This window comes from Microbacterium sp. ISL-59 (assembly GCF_018613945.1).
In the GTDB taxonomy this organism is placed as follows: domain Bacteria; phylum Actinomycetota; class Actinomycetes; order Actinomycetales; family Microbacteriaceae; genus Microbacterium; species Microbacterium oxydans_B.
Genome location: NZ_JAGGPG010000002.1, coordinates 1,457,669 through 1,481,930 on the forward strand (window position 1 = coordinate 1,457,669; position 24,262 = coordinate 1,481,930).

A 24,262-nucleotide genomic window follows, 5' to 3' on the forward strand; every position below is an offset into this window, starting at 1 on the left:
CCCGTTATTTGAATAACTCAAAAGAACGCATATCAGGATGCTGCGCCGAGGCGGTGGATTCTCGGCTCAGGCGCGTCCGGCCCAGTCGAGCACGCGGGTGCCGATCAGCGTGAGCCAGCGGGACGGGTGGCCCTCTCCGACATCGACGGGGAACCAGGTGCGACCGGCGAGCGGAGTGGTCTGCGTCCACGTGCCGTCCGCCCGTCGCGCGGTGCGGACCAGCTCGACGGCATCCGAGATCCGGTCGTCCGGAGCGCGGCCCTCGACGAGCGACGCTTCGCGGAAGTGGTCCAGGGCCGTCAGCGCGCTGTACCGATGGCGACTCGGATACACGAAGCGCCCCACGAACGGGCCGACCTGCTCTCCGGTCGACTCGCGGTACAGCAGCCGCCGCCGCAGCAGATACTCCTCGCCCGAGTGCCGCGCCTCGCGCAACGACGTGTCGCCGGTGAGTCGCTCGTAGGCGAGCATCCCGCGCAGGGCGTTGAGTGTGGAGTGGAAGGACGACCGCACCGAGTCGCCCTCCTCCGCCTCGCAGTTCCACCCGCCGTCGTCCAGGCGGTGGGCCGGGAACCAGGCGGCGAGGGCGGCCACGTCCGCCCCCAGCCAGGCGCCGTTCGCCAGCGTGTAGGCGTTGATGCACACGTCGACCTCGCCGCCCCAATAGGGCAGGTCGTCGTACTCCCACCGGCTGTTCTGCGCCAGGCGCTCCGCGGTGTCGCCGAGCACGGCGGCATCCACGCCCCACTCGCGCAGAGTGTTCAGCGACCAGGTCGTGGCCGTCCACGGCTGCCCCGGTTCCTCGGCCTCCGCGCTGCCGAAGAAACCTGCGGGGAAGTATGCGCCGCCGGCCCACTGGCCATCGTCATCCTGCCGGGCGAGGAGCGCGGCGCCGAAGCCCTCGGTCGCCACCCGGGCCCGCGTCGCCTGCCACACCTGCTCGGGCACCCGCAGCAGGTCGCGCTCCACCTGCCAGCGCAGCGCGGGGTCCCCGTCGAGCAGCCACTGCATCGTCTCCGTCGAGATCGCCATGCGGGCACGCTACTCCTCGGCGCGGCGGACGCATACCCCCTGGCGGATGCCGTCGCGTCAGGATTCGGCGGGTGCCGAAGGCAGCTCCGGGCCGTAGTTCCACGACAGGATGGCGGGCTGCTCGCGCGCGAAGCCGAGCACCGACACCGATCCGGCATCCAAGCTGATCTGGGCGCCGAAGCGCGGAGCGAGTCGCAGGTACACCGCCGTCAGGATGCGCAGGAAGTGGCCGTGGGCCACCAGCGCGACATCTCCCTGCGACATCGCCGGGAGGACCCGCGTGAGCACCCGCGACGCTCGCGCGGCGACCTCTTCCACGGTCTCGCCGGGGGTGCGTCCGGGGATCACGCCGTGGGTGAACGTGCTCCAGCCGTAGCCGAGCTCCGCGCGGATGTCCTTCGTCGTGCGCCCCTCGTATCCGCCGTAGTCCCACTCGACGAGCAGCGGGTCGATCTCGGCGTGGAGGCCCGCGAGTTCCGCGGTGCGCTGCGCACGGACGAGAGGAGAGGTCAGAACGAGGGAGAAGTCGTAGTCCGCGACGAGCGCACCGGCGCGACGGGCCAGATCCTCTCCGCGGGCGGTGAGGGGGATGTCGGTGAGCCCCGTGTGCCTCCCGGTCCGCGACCATTCGGTCTCGCCGTGGCGCAGGAGGATCAGCTTTCCGGCCGGTGCTTCGGGGGCGGGGTGTTCGAGTATCGGTTCGTCTGCGGGCACAACGACACCGTAACCCCCGCCGGCCTCCGAGTCAGACGAAGCGGACGGTCTGCTGCAGTCGGGTGCGCACGTCGAACAGCTCGTTGCCGCCGATGGCCCGCGCCTGTGGAACGCCCTGACGCAGCACCATCGCGAGCGCGCTGCGCCGCACCACCACGACCGGGACGCCGCGGGTCGTGCCGAGCGGGGTGACCGCCTGGGAGAGGTCGTCGTCGGGGAGCACGATGATCGCACCGCCGAACTTCACGCGGGCGGCCTTGGCGACCGTGCGCATCCGCCCGAGCGCGGCGGTCACGGGCGCGCGGGTGCCGAGGCTCGGACCGGTGATCTCGCCGCGGCGGAAGCCGACGACTCCGCCGAAGTCCTCCGACATCACGCCGTACAGACCCGACGGTCCGAGCACCACGTGGTCGAGCTTGTCGTCGGCGGTGGCTCCCGCGGCGACGTCGTGCCACACCGTGAAGCCCATGCCCAGGTCGGACACCGTGCGCGCGGTCGCCTCTTCCGCCAGCGCATCGGCGAGGAGCCTGCGCAGATCGCGCGGAGCCGAGCGTACGAGTGCGGGGTCGTAGGGGTCGGGGACCTCGACGCCACGCCCCACCCATTCGCGGATGAGGTCGAGGTAGCGCTCGCGCCGCCAGCCGCCGGGGTGGCCGTACGACCGGGCGCGAGGGCGGGTGTCGGTGCGGGTCGGCGGCGGCCGCCATCCGCTCCACTCGGAGCCCGCCTCGTGGGTCACACCGGTCCGGCGGTCGTAGGCGGCGCGGCCCTCTGCCGTGCCGATCAGCTCCCAGGCGCGCTGCACCTGGATGAAGATCGCCGCGTCACCACCGGTGTCGGGGTGGGTCTGGCGCAGGCGCAGACGGTAGGCGCGGCGCAGCTCGACGTCATCGACGCCGGGGTCGACCTCGAGGATCTCGTAGGCCGAAGCCGAGAGCGGACTGTCGAACATCGCTCTCCCTCCGCGACCGCGGCATCCAGGATATCCGCCGGATCTTGTGGTTTCGCCGTTCCCGCCGGGTTCAGTCGGGGACGTCGACGATGCGCTCGACGCCCAGCACGGGGATGACCGAACCCGCGGATGCGGCGGCCAGGTCGTCGGCGAGCCGGGGGAGTTCTGCCTCCGGAGCCCACAGCTCCAGCATGGCGGTCGCCGTGTAGGTCGGTTCGCCGAGCGTCGCACCGTGATGCACCGCCCACTCGCGCAGCAGGTTGTCGTAGCGCCCAGCATCCGCGTGCGGCACCTCGAGCGTCACCTGCCTGAGTGCCGCACGCCGCACGAGGGCCGCCCGGTCGAGCGCCTCCGACACCGCCGAGGAGTACGCGCGCACGAGCCCGCCCGCCCCGAGCTTCACGCCGCCGAAGTACCGCGTCACCACCGCGACCACATCGGTCAGCTCGCGTCGACGCAGCACCTCGAGCATCGGGATCCCCGCGGTGCCCGAGGGCTCTCCGTCATCCGACGACCGCGCCTGATCACCGAGCAGACCGGTGATCATCGCGGTGCAGTTGTGGTTCGCGTCCCAGGCCCGCTTGCGGATGCCGGCGATCACCGCTTCGGCCCGCTCGACCGACGAGACGGGCTCGACATGGGTGAGGAAACGCGACTTGCGGATGACCGTCTCGTGCTCGACCGTGGCCGCGATGGTCGCGGGGTAGCTGCGGGCGGAGGTCACCCGCCTCACGATACCGAGGCCGTCGGCGGCTCAACGGTCGACGAACGCCATCTGCTGCGGGTTGTAGCGGTCGCCGGCCACACCGATGCGCGCGGCCAGGGTCGACAGGTCGGCGACCTCGTCGGCGGAGAGCGCGGTGGCGGTGCTGCCTGCGTTCTCGGCGATGCGCGCGGTGCGCCGGGTGCCGGGGATGGGCACGATCCACGGCTGCTGGGCGAGCAGCCAGGCGAGGGCGATCTGGCCCGGGGTGGCCTCCTTCGTCGCGGCCAGCTCGGCGACGTGCGCCACGAGCGCCTGGTTCGCCGCCCGGTTCTCGGCCGTGAAGCGCGGGATCGTGGCGCGGATGTCACCTGCCGCGAAGTCCGCCGCGGCGTCGACCGTGCCGGTCAGGAACCCCTTGCCGAGCGGGCTGAAGGGCACGAACCCGATGCCGAGCTCGGCGAGCACCGGCAGGATCTCGGCCTCGGGCTCGCGCGTCCACAGCGAGTACTCGCTCTGCAGCGCGGTCACCGGATGCGCGGCATGGGCGCGGCGGATGGTGTCGGCCGAAGCCTCCGAGAGACCGAAGTGGCGCACCTTGCCCTCGGCGATCAGCTCGCCCACGGTGCCGGCCACGTCTTCGATCGGCACGTCGGGGTCGACGCGGTGCTGGTAGAAGAGGTCGATCACATCGGTGCGCAGACTCCGCAGCGATGCCTCGGCCACCCGGCGGATCTGGTCGGGTCGGCTGTTCAGCCCGACGCTCTTCCCCTCCTGGATGTCCCACCCGAACTTGGTCGCGATGACGACCCTGTCGCGGATCGGCTCGAGCGCCTCGCCGACGAGCTCCTCGTTCACATACGGTCCGTACACCTCGGCCGTGTCGAAGAAGTCCACGCCGTGGTCGACCGCCGACCGGAGCACCGCGATCATGTCGTCGCGGCTGCCGGGGTTCGGGCCATAGCTCTGCGACATCCCCATGCAGCCGAGTCCGACCGCCGAGACCTGGAGGCCCTGTCCGAGAGTGCGAGTGTGCATGAGTTGTCCTTTCGTCTTCGCCGCGGATGCGATCCGCGGCCGTCGATCCGACGCTACGCCCGGCGGCCGCGATGAGGGAGGGCCTGAGGGAACCCCGTTCGCGGGAACCTCCCGCGGCGGTACGGAGCATCCATCGAACGATGGAGACGCGTCTCACCCTCCCGCCCGATCCTCCTCGGCGCCGTCGCGGCTGGACTGGACCCATGCTCCGCACCCTCCGCTCCCTTCCGCTGTGGCTCACCTCTCGACGCGGCGGGTGGATCTCCCTGCTGATCGCGGTCGTGGCTTTCACGGCGCTCCTCGGCGCGCTCGGTCGCGCATCGCTCCCCTCGGGCAACGACGTGGCTCCGCCGGACTCCGAATCGGCTCGGGCGGCGGCGCTCGCCGAGCAGTTCCCCGACGCGGACGAGCACGCGGTGCTGCTGGTCGCGGCTCGCGATGACGGCGGACGCCTCGGCGATGCAGACCTCGCTGCACTCGGATCCCTCGCCACCGATGTCGAGGCGCAGACGGGGGTCGCACCGCGGGGTCCGATCGTCAGCGACGACGGGCAGGCAGCGGTGATCCAGGCGACGCTGACCCTGGACGAGGCCGAAGACGATGCCGCCGCGGATGCCGTGCACGGCATCCGCGACAGCGTGGCCGAGCACCCGATCGACGGGGTGAGCGTGCAGGTCACGGGTGGCCCCGCGTTCGGCGTGGACGTCGCCTCCGCGTTCGATGGTGCTGACTTCACGCTGCTGATGGTGACGCTCGGTATCGTCGCGCTGCTGCTCATCGTCACCTACCGCTCGCCCGTGCTCTGGATGATCCCGCTCGTGGTGGTCGCCCTCGCCGACCAGCTGGCCAACAAGGCGACGGCGGCTATCGGGGCGGGGCTCGGCCTGCAGTTCGATTCCGGGATCGTGAGTGTGCTCGTGTTCGGGGCCGGGACGAACTACGCTCTCCTGCTCATCTCCCGGTACCGCGAAGAGCTCGCGCGCGACACCGACCACCGGCGCGCACTGGTCGCCGCCTGGCGCGCGACCGTGCCCGCCATCGTCGCCTCGAACGTGACCGTGGTCCTCGCCCTTTCCACGCTCGCGTTCGCCGTGATCCCCGGCACCCGCGGGCTCGGCATCGCCTCGGCCATCGGCCTCCTCATCGCGCTCGCCGCGGTGCTGCTGGTGCTTCCGCCGGCTCTCGCCGTGTGCGGTCGACGGATCTTCTGGCCCTTCGCGCCGCGCGTCGGCGACGGCGCCGTGACCGGGCGCGCCTGGGGAGCGGTGGCGACGCGGGTCTCCCGCCGTCCGTGGGTGCTGCTTGTCGGCGGTCTCGCGCTTCTCGGCGTGTTCGCGGGTGGGCTGGCCGGAGCATCCGTCGGTCTCACGCAGGTCGAGAAGTTCCGGGTCGAGTCGGAGTCGGCGGCAGGGCTCACCGCGCTCGGCGAGCACTTCCCCGCCGGCGAGGCGCAGCCGATGATCGTGATCGGCGACACGGCCGAGGTCGAGGCGCTCACTGCCGCGGTCGAAGACGTGCCCGGTGTGCTCCGGGTGTCCGCGACGGGGGAGAGCGCCGACGGCACGCTCACCCGATTGCTCGTCGTCGGAGAGCCGGCGCCCGGCACGACCGAGAGCCTCGATCTCGTCCGGGAAGTGCGGGGCGCGGCGGCGGCGACACCGGATGCCGATGCCGTGGTGGGCGGACCGGTCGCCGCCGATCTCGACGCCCGCGACGGCAACCGGCGCGACCTGCAGCTCATCGTCCCGCTCGTGCTCGCGGTCAGTCTGCTCGTGCTCCTCCTACTGCTGCGCTCCCTGGTGGCGCCCGTGCTGCTGCTCGCCGTGAACATCCTCAGCGCCGTCGCGGCGATCGGCGCGGGCACCTGGCTGAGCCGGATGCTGTTCGGATGGGACGCGCTCGACCTGCAGGTGCCGCTGCTGTCGTTCCTGTTCCTGGTGGCGCTCGGCATCGATTACACGATCTTCCTGGTCCACCGCGCGCGGGTCGAGGCACGCACCGTCGGTACCCGGCAGGGGATGGTGGTGGCGCTCACCGCGACAGGTGGCGTGATCACCAGCGCCGGCGTCGTGCTCGCCGCCGTGTTCGCCGCGCTCGGACTGCTTCCGTTGGTCACGCTCGGTCAGATCGGGCTCATCGTCGGGATCGGTGTGCTCGTCGACACCTTCGTCGTGCGGACCCTGATCGTGCCCGCGCTCTTCGCCATCGTCGGCGATCGGATGTGGTGGCCGGGGAGTGTGGGGCGCGACGGATCCCGCGCCGATCGAGGTGCAGATCGACCGCACGGGGGAGAATACGAGGATGCCGCAGTCGCCACCTCTCCCGACGCGGGCTGAGCGCACCGCCCGTGACGAGCGGGCGGCCGGCTTCCGCGCACCGCGCACCTGGGCAAGCCTGGTCGGTTCGATCCGGATCGGGCAGGCCCTGATCACGGTCGTGCTGCTCGTGATCGGCGCCTGGCGTGCCGCGGTCGATGGGGTCCCGCTGCCCTGGGTCCTCGCCCTCTCGCTCGTGTTCCTCGGCTGGTACGGCGGCGGGTTGCTGCTCAGCGAGCGCACCTCGGATCGTCGTCTGGCGACCTGGTGGCTGCTCGGGCTGACTCTCATCTGGCTCGGAGCCGTCGTCGTCTCGCCGGAGTTCGTGTGGCTCGCCTTCCCGCTGTGGCTGCTGGCCGGATTCGTGATGCGTCTGCGGTGGGCGCTGCTGCTCAGCGTGGCGATCCTCGCCGTCGTGGTGACCGCCCCGCTGCTGCACACCGGCGCCACGAGCTACGCGAACGTGATCGGGCCCCTCGTCGGCGGTGTCTTCGCGCTGGGAATGTCTCGCGGCTATCTGGAGCTCGTCCGCGACGGGAGGGAGCGCCGTCGGCTGATCGCCTCGCTCGTCGCGACCCAGGAGGAGATGTCGGCGCTTCAGGACGAGCTCGCCCGCACCCAGCGCGAGTCGGGGGCGAGTGAGGAGCGCACCCGGGTGTCGCGCGACATCCACGACACGATCGCGCAGAGCGTGTCGTCGATCGGGATGCTGGCGCGCTCGGCGCTGGAGTCCGGCGATCCCGCGCAGAGTGACCGAGCGCTCGAGCAGATCGACGCGCTCTCCGTCGAGGGGCTGGCCGATGCGCGACGCATCGTGAACGCGCTGATGCCGGCCGAACTCGAATCCACGGCCCTCGGCGACGCGCTCGCCCGGATGCTGGAGCGCCTGATCGACGAGACCGGGATCGAGGCGACCCTGCACGCCGACGACGATCTGCCTTCGCTGGGGCTCGATGCCGAGGTCGCCCTGCTGCGGACGGCGCAGTCGGCTCTCGCGAACGTCCGCTCCCACGCATCCGCGTCGCGCGTGGTGGTGACCCTGGCCGATGCCGGTGATGCCGTGCGGCTGGACATCGTCGATGACGGGAAGGGATTCGACGCGACGCGGTGGGATGCGCAGGGTGGCGTCGGCGGCCAGGGCGGCGGCTACGGGCTGCGCTCGATGCGGGCACGGCTGCGGGAACTCGGCGGCGGACTCGACGTCGAGAGCGCCCCGGGCGACGGCACCGCGCTCTCGGCGCACGTCCCGCTCGGCGGCATGGCGCAGGGGCGACGGACCGGAGGCGAGGGATGACTCCGGTTCGCGTGCTGCTCGTCGACGATCACCCCATCGTCCGGGCCGGGGTGCGCTCGCTGTTCGACCGCCGCGACGACGTCGAGGTGATCGGCGAGGCGGCGTCGGGCGAAGAGGCCGTGGTGCTCGCGCGGCACCTACATCCCGACGTCGTGCTCTGCGATCTGCGGCTCGGCGAGGGCATGGACGGCGTGCAGACGACCGCCGCGCTGCGCGCGCAGCATCCGGCACCGGCCGTGCTCATCCTGACGACGTTCGACCGCGACGCCGAGATCCTCGGGGCGATCGAGGCGGGAGCGGCCGGTTACCTGCTCAAGGATGTCGCACCGGACGACATCGTGCGGGCGATCCGCCAGGCCGCGTCCGGCGGGCTCGTGCTCACCCCCGAACTCAGCGCGCGCGTCGTGCAGGTCATGCGTGCGCCGCGGGTGCGCCTGACCGATCGCGAGCTCGACGTGCTCCGGCTGCTCGACACGGGCGCATCGAACCGCGAGATCGCGAAGACCCTGTTCGTCACCGAGGCCACCGTGAAGACGCACCTGGTGCACGTGTTCGAGAAGCTCGGCGCCGTCAGTCGTGCCCGTGCCATCGCGATCGCCCGCGACACCGGGCTCCTCTGACCACCGGAGCTCAGTCCGTGTCCGCCTCGACCGAGTCGTCGCGCAGGTGCGCGATGTGCGCCGCGTGCCGGGCCAGGTGGTTCGGCGACTTCCGCACGAACAGCCACGCCACGAACAGCAGCACGAACCAGATCGGGGTGACCAGCAGCGCGGTCAGCGTGTCGGGCTGCGTCGTCAGCGCCCACAGGACGAACACGAAGAACGCGAGCACCACGTAGACCATGAACACCCCGCCCGGCATCCGGAACGTGGATGCGGCGACCTTGTCCTTGCGGGTGCGTCGGTACACGAGGTAGCTGCACAGGAAGATCGTCCACACGAACATGAAGCACAGCGCCGAGACCGTGGTCACCATGTCGAAGGCCGTGCCGATGTCCTTGCCCGCGTACAGCAGCACGACGCCGGACAGCAGCAGGATGCACGACAGGAACAGGGCGTTCTGCGGCACACGGCGACGCGAGAGTCGGCCGAAGATCCGCGGGGCATCCCCGTCCTGCGCGAGGCCGAACACCATGCGCGAGGTCGAGTAGATGCCGGAGTTGGCGCTCGACATCGCCGAGGTCAGCACGACCAGGTTCACGACCGTCGCCGCGATGCCGAGTCCGGCGAGGGCGAACATCGCGATGAACGGACTCTCGCCGGCGACGTACTCGGTCCACGGGGTCACCGCCATCAGCACGATGAGTGCGCCCACGTAGAAGAGCAGGATGCGGATCGGGATCGCGTTGATCGCCTTCGGCAGATTGCGCTTCGGGTCCTTGGTCTCGGCGGCCGCGGTGCCGACGAGCTCGATGCCGACGAACGCGAACACCGCGATCTGGAATCCGGCGACGAAGCCCATGAATCCGTGCGGGAACATGCCGCCGTGCTCCCACAGGTTCGAGAAGCTCGCAGTCCCCGCATCGTGCTGGAAGCCCGTGAAGATCATGACCAGACCGGTGACGATGAGCGCCACGATCGCCACGATCTTGATGAGCGCGAACCAGAACTCCATCTCCCCGAATGCGGCGACGGTCGGCAGGTTGAGGGCGAGCAGGATCACGATCACGAGGACGCCCGGGATCCACAGCGGGATGCCGGGGATGAGTGCATCCGTGTAGCCGGCGATCGCGATCACATCGGCGACGCCGGTGACCACCCAGCAGAACCAGTAGGTCCACCCGGTGAAGAATCCCGCCCACGGCCCGAGCAGATCGCTCGCGAAGTCGCTGAACGACTTGTACTTGAGGTTCGACAGCAGCAGTTCGCCCATCGCCCGCATGACGAAGAACAGCATGAAGCCGATGATCATGTAGACGAAGATCACCGAGGGTCCTGCCACCGAGATCGTCTTGCCGCTGCCCATGAACAGGCCGGTTCCGATCGCTCCACCGATCGCGAGCAGCTGGATGTGGCGGTTGCTCAGCGCTCGCCGCAGGTGCTGCTCCTCCCCGGCATCGGCATCGTGCGTGCTTCCGGTTCCCCCCGGGTGCTGCTTCGTCACTCTCGTCCTCCGGTCTCCGTCGACAGTTCGGCTCCGACGGTACCTTCCACCTGCCCGACCGACAGAATCGAGATCGGGGATACCGCTCCGCCGAATCGATTCGATAGGCTTGCCGAGCCCCGATCCATCCCCCAGTTCTGCGAGCCGCTCCTTCATGGCCACCTCTCTCACCACGGGCCGCCCGTGGCGCGTCATCCTCGCCTTCTCCATCCCGCTGCTCCTCGGCAACGTGGTGCAGCAGCTGTACCAGTTCGCCGACGCGATCGTCGTCGGACGGCACCTCGGCGTCACCTCCCTCGCGGCGGTGGGCGCCACCGGCAGCCTGCTGTTTCTGCTGCTCGGTTTCGCCTGGGGTCTGACGAGTGGATTCGCGATCCCCATCGCGCAGGCCTTCGGGGCGCGCGACGATGCGGCCGTGCGCCGTTCGGTGGCCACGGGAGTGCTCCTCAGCGCCATCACGAGCGTGATCCTGACGGTCGCCGCACCACTCCTCGCGGGCCCGATCCTCGCGCTGTTGCAGACGCCGCCCGAGCTGATGGCCGAGGCCACGATCTTCACGCAGATCAGCTTCCTCGGTGCCGGCGCGACGATGTTCTTCAACTACCTGTCCGCGATCATCCGCGCGATCGGCGACTCCAAGACGCCGCTGGTGTTCCTCACCGTCTCGTGCGTGCTGAACGTCGGGCTCGTCGTGCTCATGGTCGGTCCCCTCGAGTGGGGTGTCGGCGGCGCCGCGCTCGCGACCGTGGTCGCACAGGCCGTCTCGGTGGCGCTGTGCCTCGAGTTCGTCCGCCGACGCCTGCCGATGCTGCACCTGCGTCATGCCGACTGGCGGATCACCGCAGGCGACATCGCCGAGCACCTGCGCCTCGGCCTGCCCATGGGCTTCCAGGCGTCGATCATCGCGATCGGCACGCTCACGGTGCAGGTGGCGCTGAACACCCTCGGGGCCGACGCGGTCGCCGCCTACACGACCGGGTCCCGCGTCGATAGCCTCGCGGTCGCGCTGCTGTCGTCGCTGGGCCTCGCGGTCTCGATGTACGCCGCGCAGAATCACGGTGGCCGCCGCCCCGACCGCATCCGGCGCGGAGTCGTCGAGGCGACCTGGATGGCGGTCGCCGCCGGTGTGGTGCTCGGTGGCCTGCTGATCGCGCTCGGCGCCCCGATGGTGCGGCTGTTCATCGGTGCGGGGTCGGACGACGTGGTCGACATGGCCCACCGGATGCTCATCATCAACGGCTGCGGCTACTGGGCGCTCGGCATGCTGTTCGTGCTGCGCGGCGCGCTGCAGGGACTCGGCCATACCCTCGTGCCGACCGTGACCGGGGTGATCGAGCTCGTGATGCGCGTGGGCGCGGCCATCGTGCTGGGCGCGTGGATCGGGTTCGACGGCGTCGCGCTGAGCAACCCGCTCGCCTGGGTCGGCGCGATCGTGCTGCTGGTCCCGGCATACGTGCGCGCACACCGCGAGCTCGGACGGCTTCCCGTCGCGCCGGCCGAGGCCACAGAGACCTCGGCGATCGCGATCGTCGGACCGACCGACGGCTCGATGGTCGTGGATGCCGTCGTCACCCAGCCGTTGCGCGTCGTCCGCCCCCGTCGTCTGCGGTGGCCGAGCCGCCGCTGACCCCGCGCCGCTCCGTGTTCCGCGTCGGCAGATCTCCGTCTGCAGGATGATGCAGATGGGACTTGAGACGGATGGCCTTTCCGCGACACACTTCTAGTGTCGAGGTAGCGGAGTTTCCGCTGGACCGGGGGGTCGTCATGACGACAATGAGAGTGGCCAACGATTTGGCCGAAGTGATGGTGCCGATCGGTTACGTGGGTGCGGCCATCGCCGGTGCCTGTGCGATCGTCGCTGCGGTCGCGGTCATCCGCGGTTCCGGTGGTCTGACCGGGGGTGCGGTGGGCGTGTGGATCGTGGGCGCGCTGATGAGCTTCACCGCGTCGTTCGCACAGCAGTGGTTGCCGCTGATACTTGCGTGCTCCTCGCTCGTGGCGATGCTCGTCATCGGCGGTGTCGTGCGGGCCATCGTGAATGCGGCCGGAGTCGGGCGGACCGACGAGGCGGCGGCTGATGCACTGCCGCGCGCCGCGTCTACGGTCAAGCCCGCCGCGGTGTCGAAGCCGACGCTCGCGACGAAGTCCGCCGCGACGGCGTCGATCCCGGTCGTGTCCTGAGCGCTCAGCGGTAATCGCGGTCGCGGTGCTGTCCGGTCTCGTCGCCGGACTCGACCCGCGCCGCCTCTCGAGCGCGCAGCTCGACGCGACGGATCTTTCCGGAGATCGTCTTCGGCAGCTCGGGGACGAACTCGATGATCCGCACCCACAGGTGCGACGACAGGCGTGCGTGCGCGTAGGTGAAGATCGCACGGGCGGCGTCTTCCGCGCCGCCGGTGGCATCCGAGGTCAGGCAGACGTACGCCTTCGGCACGGCCAGCCGCGTCGGATCGGGGCTCGGGATCACGGCCGCCTCGATCACCAGGTCGTGCTCGAGCAGCACGGACTCGAGTTCGAAGGGCGAGATCTTGTAGTCGGAGGCCTTGAACACGTCGTCTGAGCGACCGATGTAGGTCAGGTAGCCGTCGTCGTCGCGCACCGCGATGTCGCCGGTGTGATGGAACCCGCCCACCCGTGACTCGGCCGTCTTCTCGGGGTCGTCGTAGTACCCGGCCATGAGTCCGAGCGGCGGCTGCGACAGATCGAGCGCGATCTCACCCTCGCCCTCGACGATCTCTCCGGTGACCGGATCGAGCAGCACGACCGGGTAGCCGGGGAGCGGGCGTCCCATCGAGCCGACCTTGACGGTCTGGCCGGGGGAGTTGCCGATGCAGGCCGTCATCTCGGTCTGTCCGAAGCCGTCGCGGATCGTGCCGCCCCAGGCGTCGCGCACGCGGTCGATGACCTCCGGGTTCAGCGGCTCGCCCGCGCCGACCAGCTCGCGCGGCGGGTGGGTGAGACGCGCGAGGTCTGCCTGGATCAGCATCCGCCACACCGTCGGCGGTGCGCAGAAGGTGGACACGTGGTGGGTGTCCATGACCTGCATGAGGGCGTTCGCGTCGAAGCGGTCGTAGTTGTAGACGAACACGGTCGCCTCGGCCAGGAAGGGGGAGTAGAAGCTCGACCACGCATGCTTCGCCCAGCCGGGGGACGAGATGTTGAGGTGCACGTCGTCGGGCCGCACGCCGAGCCACCACATGGTCGACAGGTGCCCGACCGGGTACGAGACGTGGGTGTGCTGCACGAGCTTCGGCCGGTTCGTGGTGCCCGAGGTGAAGTAGAGCAAGGCGGTGTCGGTCGCGGGGGTCGGGCCGTCGGGCTCGAAGGCGATCGGTGCGGCGGTCGAGTCGGCGAAGCGCGCCCACTCGGAAGGGACGCCGTCGCCCACGCCGATGCGAAGGATGCCGGGGTCGATGTCCGCGAGCCGGTCGGCGAGCGGGCCGAGGGTGATGACCGCGCCGGCACGACCGTGTTCGACGCGGTATGCGAGATCGGAGGCGGAGAGCAGGGTCGAGGTCGGGATCGACACGGCGCCGATCTTCGTGATCGCCAGCATCACCTCCCACAGCTCGATCGTGTTGTTCAGCATCACGATCACGTGGTCGCCGCGGCGGATGCCGAGACCGGTGAGCCAGGCCGCGACCTGATCGGAGCGCGTCGAGAGCTCGCCGTAGGTCCACGTGCGCAGGCTCAGGTCGGCCTCGACGATCTGCACCGCCGGCCGGTCGGGGTTCTCGCCGGCGATCACGTCGAACCACTCGAGCGCGAAGTTGAACTCGTCGACCTCTGGCCAGGCGAACCCCGCGCGGGCTGCGGCGTAGTCGGTGGCGTTCGCGAAGAGGAAGTCCCGCATCTCGCGAATGGTGTGCGTGGCGGCGGTGGCGCTGCGGCTCATGGTGCTCCCTTGCTCCGGTGCGGACGTGCATTCCATCTTCGCGCAGGTCATCCGGATCCCGGGGTCACCGCGACAGGACGCCCGGACCGTCGCGCAGTTCGAAGACGAGTTGGGTCTCGGTGCCGCGCACGACCGGGTGCACCGTGATGTGCTCCAGCACGATGTCGCGGAGGGCCGTCGCGTCCTCCACCGCCACGTGTACGAGGAAGTCGTCGACCCCTGCCACATGGAAGACCTGCAGCACCCGCGGGACGCTCGCGAGTGCGTCGAACAGCGCCGTCACCTTGGCGCCGGTGTGGTTCGCGAGGCGCACCTTGATGATCGCCTGCAGCGGGAATCCGAGGGCTGTGCCGTCGATGCGGATGCGGGTGTCGCGGATCACGCCCCGCTCACGCAGCGCCCGCACGCGGTGCGCGCAGGTCGATTCGGCGAGGCCGAGCCGATGCGCCAGGGCCTTGTTGGTCGTCTCGGCGTCACGGGTGAGGATCGCCAGCAGCTCGAGATCGATCTCGTCGAGTTGTGCTTTCGCCAATGTGCGCGCCTTTCCGATGTCGGATGCTGCACAGAATAGCGTTCAATGCCGAAACGATTGCATGTTCTGTCGGGTTCCTGCGCGGATCCTGTGATTCCGGCAACGTGGAGGCATGACTGCACCGCTGCATCCCGACACCGTCGCCGTCCACAGCGGGCGTTCCGATCTCGAGGGTCTCGGGGTCCACGCGCTGCCGATCGACCTGTCGACGACGAATCCGCTGCCCGACATCGAGCGCGGTGGCGACTCCTACGAGGCGATGGCCACCGGAGGCCGCCCGCCCGCCGACGGCAGCATGGTCTACGCGCGACTGTGGAACCCGACGGTCGCCCGCTTCGAAGAGGCGCTCGCCGAGCTCGAGCATGCCGAGGCTGCGGTGGCCTTCGCCTCGGGCATGGCGGCGATGACGGCCGTGATCCTCGCGCACACGGGGGCGACCGGCGCACGCCACGTCGTCGCGGTGCGTCCGCTCTACGGTGGCACCGACCACCTGCTCGGTTCCGGGCTGCTCGGCGTCGAGACGACGTACTGTCACCCCGACGAGGTGGCCGCGTCCATGCGGGCCGACACCGGACTCGTGGTCGTGGAGACGCCCGCGAACCCCACACTCGACATCGCCGACATCGCCGATGTCGTGCGCCAGGCGGGCTCCGTGCCGGTCGTGGTCGACAACACGTTCGCGACCCCGATCCTGCAGAACCCGATCGACCTGGGCGCCGCGATGTCACTGCACAGCGCGACCAAATACCTCGGCGGCCACGGCGATGTCATCGCCGGCGTCGTCGCCTGCAGCGAAGAGACCGCGGAGGCGCTGCGCCGCGTGCGGGCGGTGACCGGGGGGCTCCTGCATCCGCTCGGGGCGTACCTGCTGCACCGCGGTCTCACCACCCTGCCGGTGCGGGTGCGGCACCAGCAGGAGAGCGCGCGGCGGGTGGTGCAGTGGCTGATCGACCGTCCCGACGTCGCCGAGGTCTTCTATCCGGGGCTCGACGGAGACCCGCGCGGCATCCTCGAGCGACAGATGCGAGGGACGGGCGCGATGATCGCGATGCGGATGCGGGGCGGGTTCGCCGCGGCATCCGCCGTCACGACGGCGACCACCCTGTTCACGCACGCGGTCTCGCTCGGCGGGGTGGACTCGCTGATCCAGCATCCCGCCGCCCTCACCCACCGCCCGGTGCCTCCCGAGGCGCGTCCCGCAGCCGATGTGCTGCGTCTCTCGATCGGCCTCGAAGACGTCGACGACCTGATCGCCGATCTCGCTCAGGCGTTCGCGGCGGTCGCCGCTCAGAGCGAGGGAAGTCTGATCGTCCCAGTCGCGATGCGCTCGGTCGGCATCCGGTCGCGGTCGTAGGTGATCTCGCGGTAGCCGTGCGGGGTCGGCACGCCGTCTTCGTCGAGGCTGACGAACACGATCTTCTCGATCGTGAGGATGCGCCTGCGCGTGATCATGTTGCGGGCGACCGCGCGCATCGTCAGTGAGGTCGTGCCGAAATGCGTGGCCTGCAGGCCGATCTCGATCAGGTCGCCCTGGACCGCCGACGCCTCGAAGTTGATCTCCGAGATGTGCTTGGTGACGGCGCGGTAGTTGCCGAGCTGCACGATCGCGTAGATCGCCGCCTCCTCGTCGATCCACTTCAGCAGGCTGCCGCCGAACAGCGAGCCGTTCGCGTTGAGATCTTCGGGGCGCACCCACTTGCGGGTGCGGAAGTTGAGTCCGTCTTCCGACCACGCGGGTGTCTTCTGCTTCGCCATGGGCATGAGAGTAGGCGGGCAGTGAGTCCGCGATGTTACGGCTGGTTTTCCAGACAGCGACAAGGGCTACCGGGCCACGTTTGTGGACTCACGACAAGAAACTGAGTCCCAGCGACTCTGAGACTTGGTTTCGAACGGCAAATCCGTGGGTCGCGTACCGGCGCGCCCATACAGTCGCCCGTGGCAACGACGCCACTGACCCCCGGGAGTCCTCGATGACGAGTACGAAACCCCACGCGCACGGCAACGGCATGCGCATCGCCGTGATCGTGCTCAGCCTGCTGTTGGCCACGATGGTGATCCTGTTCTTCGTGGTGACGAACAAGATCGCCGCCGGCGCCTCCGAACTCGCCGACGGGACCACGTCGGCGAAGAGCGGTTCGTCCGAGCTCGCGGCGGGTGCCGCCGACCTCTCGGACGGCGCCGATCAGCTCGCGGAAGGCAGCGACGACCTCGCGTCCGGCGCGGCCAGCGCGCAGGACGGCTCGCAGAAGGTGAGCGACGGGGCCACGAAGGCGGCGACCGGCGCGACGACTCTCGCGGAGGGCGCCGGAAGTCTCGCCACAGGCGCGGCCTCGGCCGTGGACGGCGCGGGCAGGGTCAGCGGGGGAGCGCAGACCGCGTTCGCCGGAGCCCAGGAGCTCGCGTCGAAGATGGCGAAGGCGGATGCCGGAGCGCAGACCGTCGCGACGGGAGCAGCGAAGCTCGCGGCTGGGGTCGACGGTGCGCATCGATACACGAACGCCGTGCTCGCCGGTGCGACCACCCTGAGTGACACGTTGACCGCCGGCGTGACCCCCTCGGTGCGCACCCTCGCCCGCCCCGACACGAAGACTGCCCTCCAGGGCCTCGCAGCCACCGCGCCCGGGCATTCGCAGCAGCTCGCCGACGGCCTGGCCGGTCTGCTCGCCGCCGACCCGACCAACCCGAAGCTGCAGGCGCTCGCCGCGCTCGCCGCGGGCGTCGACAAGGAAGTCGATGCGATGGCCGCACCGACGGCGGCGGCCCCGGCGCTCGCACAGGGACTCGTCGGCGCCGCAGACGGTGCGACGCGCGTCACGGCCGGTGTCGGGGCGATCGTGAACGGTGACCCCACGCAGGGGTGGCCCGGGACCGTCGCCCTCGTCGCCCCCCAGGCGGCCCCCGCCCTCGCCGCCGGGGCGCAGACCCTGAAGTCCGGCACCGCACAGCTCTCGGCGGGTGCCGCCAAGCTGGCCTCGGGACTGCAGACGCTCTCTTCCGGAGCCTCCTCGCTGTACGCCGGAACCTCGAACCTCAGCGCCGGTGCGACCCGGCTGAACGACGGCGCGACCACGCTGGCCACCGGTATCGGCACGCTGCAGTCCGGAGCCGGTGATCTCGACGCGGGCATCGGAAAGCTGGCCGTCGGAGCCGATGCCGTGGCGCAGGGGTCGGGAGACCTCGCCGCGGGTGGCGACAAGCTCGAAGCCGGAGCCGCCGACCTCGCCGAGGGCAACGGCCTGATCGCGGAAGGATCCGGGACGCTCGCCACCGCGACGGCCGGAGCCGCGCCGTCGATCCTGCCCTGGATCCTCGGCATCGCGTTGGCCGGACTCGTCGCGATCGGCTTCTGGGTCGGCCACCGCGTCAGCCACCGTCGATCCCTGGCGCTGGCCGCCTGACCCCCACCCCACCCCACCCATCCCCCTGCCCTGAGCGGGTGCCGCCCCGCCGGCATCCGCTCAGGGCGCACCCGCACGGGCTGCGATCCACCGCGATTGGCGCGTCGCATCCGGAACGGGCACGATGGAATGCGGGGGAGTTTCCCGACGAGGATGCGATGCGGTTGTGTCCCGGGAAGAGGCCCCTCGCCCGTCCGCAATCGGGGAAGGATCTGTTCGTGGCTGGTCACGCGCCCGCAGGATCGACTCGGCCGCGTCGCCGCGCATGGTGGGTCATCGGGATCGTGGCGGGTGCCCTCGTCGCCCTCGTCATCGTCGCGCTGGCGATCCTGGATTCGAAGCCCGGTTTCGCGACGAACGTGACGATCTCGCTGAGCTACGTCGCCGATGACGGGCAGAAATACTCCTGCACGTACGACTACAGCACTCCGGACCGGCTGCCGATGCCCGCCGACATCGCCGAGAGCATGAACTCCCGCGACTGGTCGCGGACCGGCCAGGACATCTACGAATGGGCGAAGAGCCATCCCGCCGAGCACTGGACGACCGAGGATGAGCTGCCCGCAGACGACCCCGAGTCGACACGGGCGGACGCATCCTGGAGCCTCGCGAAGGAGAAGTACGTCAGGTTTCCCCCGTGGCTGATCGATGCGGGGGAGGGGGACGAGTACGCGCTGTGGTGGGAAGCGCGCGCGGGCAGCAACTGCGAAGACGGCTTGCGCTGAGACGGCGTCAGGACGCATCTGCTCAGGGCAGAGCGGCTCAGGGCAGAATCCGACCGCACGCGTGCGGCGGCGACGGATGCTGGGGGCATGAGCGAAGACAACCCCTCCATCCCGCAGTTCGGCCCTGAGGCTCGGCGCGCGCTGTTCCACGAGCGGGTGCTCGTGCTCGACGGCGCGCTCGACGACGACAACGGCACGCTGCTGATGACGCAGCTGCTCGCGCTGTCGGCCGAGGACCCCGCCGCCGACATCGCCCTCTGGATCCACTCGCCCGGGGGCTCGGTGCCGTCGATGCTCGCGATCCGCGACATCATGCGGCTCATCCCCAACGACGTGGCCACTCTCGCCCTCGGGCTGGCCTGCAGTGCGGGCCAGTTCCTGCTCTCCGCGGGCACTCCCGGCAAGCGGCGGGCCCTGCCGCACGCGCGCATCCTCATGCATCAGGGATCGGCGGGCATCGGCGGCTCCGCGGGTGAGATCGAGACGCAGGCCGACGACCTGCGGCACACGCGCGACACCGTGCTGGGCCTCATCTCCGCCGACACGGGCCAGCCCCTCGAGCGCATCTTCGAGGACTCGCTGCACGACCGCTGGTACACCGCGACCCAGGCGCAGGACTACGGCTTCATCGACGGGATCGTGGCCTCGATCGCCGAGGTGATGCCGCGACAACGCGCGCGCGTCGGGCTGGGGGTGAACGCATGAGCACGTACTCGATCCCCAACGTCATCGCGCAGCATCCGCGGGGCGAGCGCATCATGGACGTCTACTCCCACCTGCTCGCCGAGCGTGTCATCTATCTCGGGACCGGCATCGACGCGGGTGTCGCGAACGCCCTCATCGCGCAGCTGCTGCACCTCGACGCCGACAGTCCGGAGAGCGGCATCCAGTTCTACATCAACAGCGAGGGCGGTGACCCCGGAGCGGCGCTGGCGATCTACGACACCATGCAGCACATCCGTCCGGCCATCGCGACGACGTGCGTCGGTCAGGCGATCGGTCCCGCCGCGCTGCTCGTCGCGGCGGGTGCATCAGGTCAGCGCGCCGCGCTCGCGCATGCCCGGATCGTGCTGCATCAGCCGGCCGGCCAGTCGCGCGGCGCGATCCCCGATCTGATCCTCGCGGCCGACGAGGTCGTGCGGGTGCGGTCCGACATGGAGGAGATCCTCGCCAGGCACAGCGGGCGCACGGTCGCGGAGCTCCGCGCCGACACCGACCGCGATCGGGTGTTCACGGCATCCGCGGCCCTGGACTACGGACTGATCGACACGGTGCTCGGCCCGCGGGGGGTGTGAGTCAGGCGGCCAGGGCGAACGCGCCGCGCGACACCGAGACGGCAGCGGATGCCGGCACCGCGGCCGAGCGCAGGTCATCGGCCACGGCGCTCGTGAGGTCGATCAGACTCGTGTCGAGGGCACCGGCGATGGCGGCGATCATCTCGCTCGACGGCTCCTTCAGCCCCCGCTCGACCTCGGAGAGGTACTGGGGCGAGACGCCCGCCTTCTCCGCGGTCTCGGTGAGGGTCTCCTCGCGGTCGTGACGGCGGCGGCGCAGCTGGTCGCCCAGCATCTGACGCCACAGCGGCTCGGGCCCGCTCGACTTCGGGCGGTCGGGGCGAGGGGTGCGCGGGAACGAGATCAGGTCGGCCATGCCTCACGATAAACCGCGGTGTTCGGCGGGTTCGAGCGGTTCTGCTCAGAGCAGAACCGTGCGCTCAGGCGTCGGCGCGGCCGGTGGCGCGTTCGGGTGCCGTGTCGACGTCGTGCGCGGTTCCGGAGGCCACCGCTTCGGGTGCCGGTGCCTCGGATGCTGCCGCCTCGGTCGCCGCCCAGCTGGCGAGCATCCGCAGCTTGTCGGCCGATGCCGTCCCCGGCTCGGCCGTGTAGGTCGACAGGTGCAGCCCGGGGTCTGCCGGCAGCGCGAACGCCTCGTACGTCAACTCGATCTCGCCGACGACGGGATGCGCGATGCGCTTCACGCCCGTCCGGTGGAAACGCACATCATGCGCGGCCCACAGCGTGCGGAACCGCTCGCTTCTCGTGGAGAGCTCGCCGACGAGGTCGGTCAGCTTCCGGTCGAACGGGTTGCGCCCCGCCTCGCCTCGCATCGCTGCGACGAGCTCCCGGGTGTTGCGATCCCACTCCGGATAGAAGTCCTGCGCCGCCGGGTCGAGGAAGGCGAAACGCGCACTGTTCGGCTGCGGCTGCGCGAACACCGGCGCATAGAGTGCGCGGCCCAGCGCGTTCGCGGCCAGGTAGTCGAAGTAGTTGTTGCGCACGACCGCCGGGGCTTCGGTCATCGCATCGAGAAGACGGAGGATGCTGGGTCGCAGCTCGCCCGGTTTCTTCCGCGGCGTCCGGACGACCGGTGAGGCGTTCGCTGCGCGAGCGAGGTCGAACAGGTGCGCCGTCTCGGCCTCGTCCAACTGCAGTGCCCTGGCGAGGGCATCGAGCACGCTGTCGGAGGCCCCGGACAGGTCGCCGCGTTCGAGCCGCGTGTAGTAGTCGACGCTGACGCCTGCCAGCAGCGAGACCTCTTCGCGGCGCAGGCCGGGCACGCGACGGTTGCCACCGAATGCGGGCAGACCTGCCTGGTCGGGGGTGATGCGTGCGCGCCTCGTCGAGAGGAACTCGCGCACCTCGCTGCGGGTGTCCATGACTTCGACGGTACGCCTTCCGTGTCGGAGGAGGGAGGTACTGGCGGTACCGGGAAGAGAGGGGGCATGCCAGGCCCTCCCTCCGATCTCGACGGCGGCGCACACTGGAGGCATGACCATGAATCTCACTCTCAACAACGGCATCGAGATGCCCGCCCTCGGCTTCGGAGTGTTCCAGGCCGCCCCGGACGAGACCGTCGATGCCGTCAGCACAGCCCTCGAGACGGGCTACCGCCTGATCGACACCGCCGCCGCCTACGGCAACGAGCGCGAGGTCGGCGAGGCGATCCGACGTACCGGCATCGCTCGCGACGAGATCTTCATCGAGACCAAGGTCTGGATCAGCGACTTCGGCTACGGCGAGACGCTGCACGCCTTCGAGAAGTCGACCGGCAAGCTCGGCGTGGACCAGCTAGACCTGCTAATCCTGCACCAGGCGCTGCCCACCCGCTTCGACCTCACGCTCGGTGCCTACAAGGCACTCGAGACCCTGCTCGCCGACGGCCGGGTGCACGCCATCGGCGTCAGCAACTTCATGGTCGACCACCTCGAGAGGCTGGCAGCCGAGACGAGCATCGTCCCGGCGATCAACCAGATCGAGGTGCACCCCTACTTCCAGCAGCGCGAGGTGCAGCAGGCAGATGCCGCGGCGGGCACCGTCACCCAGGCGTGGTCGCCGATCGGCGGGATAACGGCGTACCGCCCCAACGGCGCCTCGGTCTTCGACGACGCGACACTCCAGGCGATCGCCGCCGCGCATGGCAAGTCGCCCGCCCAGGTGATGCTCCGCTGGCACCTGCAGCAGGGTCGCTCGGCCCTGCCGAAGTCGGTGCGTCCGGCACGTATCGCCGAGAACTTCGACGTGTTCGACTTCGAGCTGACGGCCGATCAGCTCGGCGCGATCGATGCGCTCGACACCGGAGTGCGCCGCGGCCCCGAGCCCGAAGCGGTCACCCTCGAGGCCTTCGGTCGGGAGATCCCCGAAGCATGACAGATCTGAACATCCTGCTCGTCGGCGGCACCGGCAGCATCGGACGCCACGTCGCGCGCGTCGCGACGGCGGCCGGCCACAGCATCCGCATCCTCAGCCGTCAGGGCGGAGCGCACACGGTTCGCGGAGACCTGACCGACCCGGCGAGCCTCGCCGACGCCGTCCGCGACATCGACGCGGTGATCTTCACCCATGGCACGCACGGCGCTGAGGCGGGCTACCGCGATGTCGACTACGGCGGAGTGCGCAATGTGCTCGAGGCCGTGGGTGATCGGCCTCTACGGATCGCACTGATGACAGCCATCGGGGTCACTTACCGCGAAGGCTCCTACAACCGCAGCAATCGCGCCCACGACTGGAAGCGTCGGGCCGAGCGGATCGTCCGCGCGAGCGGCCACGGGTACACGATCGTGCGCCCCAGCTGGTTCGACTACAACGACGACAACCAGCACGAGCTGCACTTGCTGCAGGGCGACACTCGCACCTCCGGCAGCCCCGCTGACGGAGTGATCTCGCGCGAACAGCTGGCCGAGGTGCTGCTCGCCGCCCTCACCTCCGACGCAGCGAACGGCAAGACGTTCGAACTCGTCGCTGAACGGGGGCCCGCTCAGACCGATCTCGAGCCTCTCTTCGCTGCCCTGGCGCCGGATACCGGCCTCGACGGCGCGAAGGATGCCGAGAACATGCCGGTCTCCGAGGAGCCGGCCGCGGTACGAGATGACCTCGACCGCATCGCGCCCCGCAGGGGCTGATCGCCCTAGAGTGCCGCAGTGACGCCCGGGAGCAGCTTGGTGAGGATCGTGCCGAGCTGCTCCCGCTCGTCGTCGGTCAGCGGATCGAAGACCAGCTCGCGGATCTGCGCCACGTGCACGGGGGCCGCTCCTCGGAGCAGTTCGCGACCGGCATCCGTGAGTGCCGCCGTCAGGGTGCGCTTGTCGCTGCTGCACGAGGTGCGGGTCACCCAGCCGCGCTCCTCGAGGGAGTCGATCGCATGGCTGAGGCGCGAGCGGCTGAGGCCGGCGATCTGGGCGAGCTCGGTCATCGGCACCGCTCGGTCGTCCTGGCCCGCGAGCGTGACGAGGATCGCATAGTGCGCGTGCTTGAGGCCCGTCTCGGCCTTCAGCGCGCGGTCCAGCACCTGTGGCAGAAGCTGCACGAAGCGGATGGTGGGCAGCCACGTCTGCATCTCGGCGTCGTCGAGGCGGCGGTCGCTCAACACCTGCGCAGTCATCAGGCGGCCGACAGGTCGAGCGTGTGGGCGGTGTGGTCCCGCTTGGCCTGCAGGTAGCGGGTGTTCGCCTCCGACAGGTGCACCTCGGTGGGCACGCGCTCGGTGACGCGGATGCCGAGGGCCTCGAGCTGCACGGCCTTGTCGGGGTTGTTGCTCAGCAGGCGGATGCCGTCGACGCCGACCGCGTTCAGCATCTGCGCGGCGACGGTGTAGTCGCGCTCGTCTTCGCCGTGGCCCAGGGCGACGTTCGCCTCATACGTGTCGAGTCCGGCATCCTGCAGCGCGTAGGCGTCGAGCTTGGCGTACAGGCCGATGCCGCGACCCTCCTGGCGCAGATACAGCAGGAATCCGCCCTCGTCGGCGATGCGCTCCACGGCCTCGCGCAGCTGGGGGCCGCAGTCGCAGCGCTCCGAGCCGAAGACGTCACCGGTCAGGCACTCGCTGTGCGGGCGCACGAGGGGAGCAGCTCCTCCCTCGGCCGCGCGCTCGAGTGCCGCGCGCCAGTCGCCGAGGCCGAGCAGCAGGTGTTCGCGGCCGTCGATCAGGCCGTCGAAGGTGACCACGTCGGCGGTGGTGGAGAAGCCGTCGCCGAAGCGCAGTGGCACGCGGACGCGGGTGCGCTCCGTGGCGACCGGAGCGACGGTTGAAGTTTCAATCATGCCGGGTGCAACGCGCGGCCCGTC

General features: G+C 70.2%; 25 protein-coding genes. 12 read left to right on the top strand and 13 right to left on the bottom strand.

Annotated features, from left to right (window positions below; all coding sequences use genetic code 11):
- Window positions 1-66 precede the first annotated feature (66 nt).
- The 5 genes from J7E45_RS11080 to J7E45_RS11100 all read right to left on the bottom strand — a co-directional run bounded on the left by J7E45_RS11080 (window position 67) and on the right by J7E45_RS11100 (window position 4,439).
- Entirely contained in the window at window positions 67-1,032 is a 966-nt protein-coding gene (locus tag J7E45_RS11080; RefSeq protein WP_215069161.1) for a squalene cyclase, read from the bottom strand.
- A gap of 57 nt (window positions 1,033-1,089) precedes the next feature.
- Window positions 1,090-1,746: a histidine phosphatase family protein gene (locus J7E45_RS11085; RefSeq protein WP_308162109.1), complete on the bottom strand. Its 657-nt coding sequence runs from the start codon at window positions 1,744-1,746 to the stop codon at window positions 1,090-1,092.
- 31 nt (window positions 1,747-1,777) lie between these two features.
- Entirely contained in the window at window positions 1,778-2,698 is a 921-nt protein-coding gene (locus J7E45_RS11090; RefSeq protein WP_215069163.1) for a J domain-containing protein, read from the bottom strand.
- 70 nt (window positions 2,699-2,768) lie between these two features.
- Window positions 2,769-3,422: a YigZ family protein gene (locus J7E45_RS11095; protein WP_215069165.1), complete on the bottom strand. Its 654-nt coding sequence runs from the start codon at window positions 3,420-3,422 to the stop codon at window positions 2,769-2,771.
- Window positions 3,423-3,452: 30 nt separating this feature from the next.
- The gene (locus tag J7E45_RS11100) at window positions 3,453-4,439 is read right to left on the bottom strand and encodes an aldo/keto reductase (RefSeq protein ID WP_215069167.1); all 987 of its coding nucleotides are present in this window, start codon (window positions 4,437-4,439) and stop codon (window positions 3,453-3,455) included.
- 203 nt (window positions 4,440-4,642) lie between these two features.
- On the opposite strand from J7E45_RS11100, the gene J7E45_RS11105 reads away from it, so the two are divergent.
- Genes J7E45_RS11105 through J7E45_RS11115 form a run of 3 tightly spaced genes read left to right on the top strand, consistent with a single transcriptional unit; the run spans window position 4,643 to window position 8,668 of the window.
- Complete coding sequence (locus tag J7E45_RS11105; RefSeq protein WP_215069169.1) at window positions 4,643-6,775, top strand: MMPL family transporter; 2,133 nt, start codon at window positions 4,643-4,645, stop codon at window positions 6,773-6,775.
- Window positions 6,741-8,048 (top strand): histidine kinase, encoded by a 1,308-nt coding sequence (locus J7E45_RS11110; RefSeq protein ID WP_215069171.1) that lies wholly within the window; start codon window positions 6,741-6,743, stop codon window positions 8,046-8,048. Before J7E45_RS11105 ends, J7E45_RS11110 begins: the two co-directional genes overlap by 35 nt.
- Window positions 8,045-8,668, top strand: a complete 624-nt coding sequence (locus J7E45_RS11115) for a response regulator transcription factor (RefSeq protein WP_215069173.1) — start codon at window positions 8,045-8,047, stop codon at window positions 8,666-8,668. Before J7E45_RS11110 ends, J7E45_RS11115 begins: the two co-directional genes overlap by 4 nt.
- A gap of 10 nt (window positions 8,669-8,678) precedes the next feature.
- Here J7E45_RS11115 and cycA read toward each other — a convergent pair whose 3' ends face one another.
- Window positions 8,679-10,151 (bottom strand): D-serine/D-alanine/glycine transporter, encoded by a 1,473-nt coding sequence (cycA, locus tag J7E45_RS11120; RefSeq protein ID WP_215069175.1) that lies wholly within the window; start codon window positions 10,149-10,151, stop codon window positions 8,679-8,681.
- 154 nt (window positions 10,152-10,305) lie between these two features.
- Between cycA and J7E45_RS11125 the strand changes: the two genes are divergently transcribed.
- Together J7E45_RS11125 and J7E45_RS11130 are read left to right on the top strand one after the other, a co-directional pair.
- Window positions 10,306-11,778: an MATE family efflux transporter gene (locus J7E45_RS11125; RefSeq protein ID WP_215069178.1), complete on the top strand. Its 1,473-nt coding sequence runs from the start codon at window positions 10,306-10,308 to the stop codon at window positions 11,776-11,778.
- Window positions 11,779-11,915: 137 nt separating this feature from the next.
- Window positions 11,916-12,332 (top strand): hypothetical protein, encoded by a 417-nt coding sequence (locus J7E45_RS11130; RefSeq protein WP_140403304.1) that lies wholly within the window; start codon window positions 11,916-11,918, stop codon window positions 12,330-12,332.
- 4 nt (window positions 12,333-12,336) lie between these two features.
- On the opposite strand, the gene J7E45_RS11135 is transcribed toward J7E45_RS11130, so the two are convergent.
- Together J7E45_RS11135 and J7E45_RS11140 are read right to left on the bottom strand one after the other, a co-directional pair.
- Window positions 12,337-14,046 (bottom strand): AMP-binding protein, encoded by a 1,710-nt coding sequence (locus J7E45_RS11135; RefSeq protein ID WP_215069181.1) that lies wholly within the window; start codon window positions 14,044-14,046, stop codon window positions 12,337-12,339.
- Window positions 14,047-14,110: 64 nt separating this feature from the next.
- Window positions 14,111-14,578 (bottom strand): Lrp/AsnC family transcriptional regulator, encoded by a 468-nt coding sequence (locus tag J7E45_RS11140; protein WP_215069183.1) that lies wholly within the window; start codon window positions 14,576-14,578, stop codon window positions 14,111-14,113.
- A gap of 112 nt (window positions 14,579-14,690) precedes the next feature.
- On the opposite strand from J7E45_RS11140, the gene J7E45_RS11145 reads away from it, so the two are divergent.
- A complete protein-coding gene (locus J7E45_RS11145) occupies window positions 14,691-15,932 on the top strand; it encodes a PLP-dependent transferase (RefSeq protein ID WP_251053615.1) in 1,242 nt (413 codons plus the stop codon).
- Here the strand turns inward: J7E45_RS11145 and J7E45_RS11150 are convergent.
- Complete coding sequence (locus tag J7E45_RS11150; protein ID WP_091030723.1) at window positions 15,866-16,333, bottom strand: acyl-CoA thioesterase; 468 nt, start codon at window positions 16,331-16,333, stop codon at window positions 15,866-15,868. The two genes, J7E45_RS11145 and J7E45_RS11150, sit on opposite strands and share 67 nt — an antisense overlap.
- A gap of 215 nt (window positions 16,334-16,548) precedes the next feature.
- Between J7E45_RS11150 and J7E45_RS11155 the strand changes: the two genes are divergently transcribed.
- From J7E45_RS11155 to J7E45_RS11170, 4 genes are all read left to right on the top strand, one after another.
- Window positions 16,549-17,976 (top strand): hypothetical protein, encoded by a 1,428-nt coding sequence (locus J7E45_RS11155; protein WP_215069185.1) that lies wholly within the window; start codon window positions 16,549-16,551, stop codon window positions 17,974-17,976.
- A 218-nt stretch (window positions 17,977-18,194) separates the two neighbouring features.
- A complete protein-coding gene (locus J7E45_RS11160) occupies window positions 18,195-18,701 on the top strand; it encodes a hypothetical protein (RefSeq protein WP_251053617.1) in 507 nt (168 codons plus the stop codon).
- Between the two features lie 87 nt (window positions 18,702-18,788).
- Window positions 18,789-19,406, top strand: coding sequence for a ClpP family protease (locus J7E45_RS11165; protein ID WP_205828690.1), 618 nt, complete (start codon window positions 18,789-18,791; stop codon window positions 19,404-19,406).
- Complete coding sequence (locus J7E45_RS11170; protein WP_105711724.1) at window positions 19,403-19,996, top strand: ClpP family protease; 594 nt, start codon at window positions 19,403-19,405, stop codon at window positions 19,994-19,996. The genes J7E45_RS11165 and J7E45_RS11170 overlap by 4 nt, the downstream gene beginning before the upstream one ends.
- A 1-nt stretch (window position 19,997) precedes the next feature.
- Here the strand turns inward: J7E45_RS11170 and J7E45_RS11175 are convergent, their stop codons facing one another.
- Both J7E45_RS11175 and J7E45_RS11180 read right to left on the bottom strand, forming a co-directional pair.
- Window positions 19,998-20,351 carry a helix-turn-helix domain-containing protein gene (locus tag J7E45_RS11175; RefSeq protein ID WP_029264353.1) on the bottom strand — a complete coding sequence of 118 codons (354 nt, stop codon included), beginning with the start codon at window positions 20,349-20,351 and terminating at the stop codon, window positions 19,998-20,000.
- Window positions 20,352-20,415: 64 nt separating this feature from the next.
- The gene (locus J7E45_RS11180; RefSeq protein ID WP_251053619.1) at window positions 20,416-21,357 is read right to left on the bottom strand and encodes a helix-turn-helix transcriptional regulator; all 942 of its coding nucleotides are present in this window, start codon (window positions 21,355-21,357) and stop codon (window positions 20,416-20,418) included.
- A 118-nt stretch (window positions 21,358-21,475) separates the two neighbouring features.
- Between J7E45_RS11180 and J7E45_RS11185 the strand changes: the two genes are divergently transcribed.
- Complete coding sequence (locus tag J7E45_RS11185) at window positions 21,476-22,348, top strand: aldo/keto reductase (RefSeq protein ID WP_285228996.1); 873 nt, start codon at window positions 21,476-21,478, stop codon at window positions 22,346-22,348.
- Window positions 22,345-23,100, top strand: coding sequence for an SDR family oxidoreductase (locus tag J7E45_RS11190; RefSeq protein WP_215069189.1), 756 nt, complete (start codon window positions 22,345-22,347; stop codon window positions 23,098-23,100). Before J7E45_RS11185 ends, J7E45_RS11190 begins: the two co-directional genes overlap by 4 nt.
- Window positions 23,101-23,105: 5 nt before the next feature.
- Here J7E45_RS11190 and J7E45_RS11195 read toward each other — a convergent pair whose 3' ends face one another.
- On the bottom strand, window positions 23,106-23,579 hold the full coding sequence (locus J7E45_RS11195) for a MarR family winged helix-turn-helix transcriptional regulator (protein ID WP_215069191.1): 474 nt from the start codon (window positions 23,577-23,579) through the stop codon (window positions 23,106-23,108).
- Window positions 23,579-24,238, bottom strand: coding sequence for a GTP cyclohydrolase II (gene ribA / locus J7E45_RS11200; protein ID WP_215069193.1), 660 nt, complete (start codon window positions 24,236-24,238; stop codon window positions 23,579-23,581). Before ribA ends, J7E45_RS11195 begins: the two co-directional genes overlap by 1 nt.
- Window positions 24,239-24,262 lie beyond the last annotated feature (24 nt).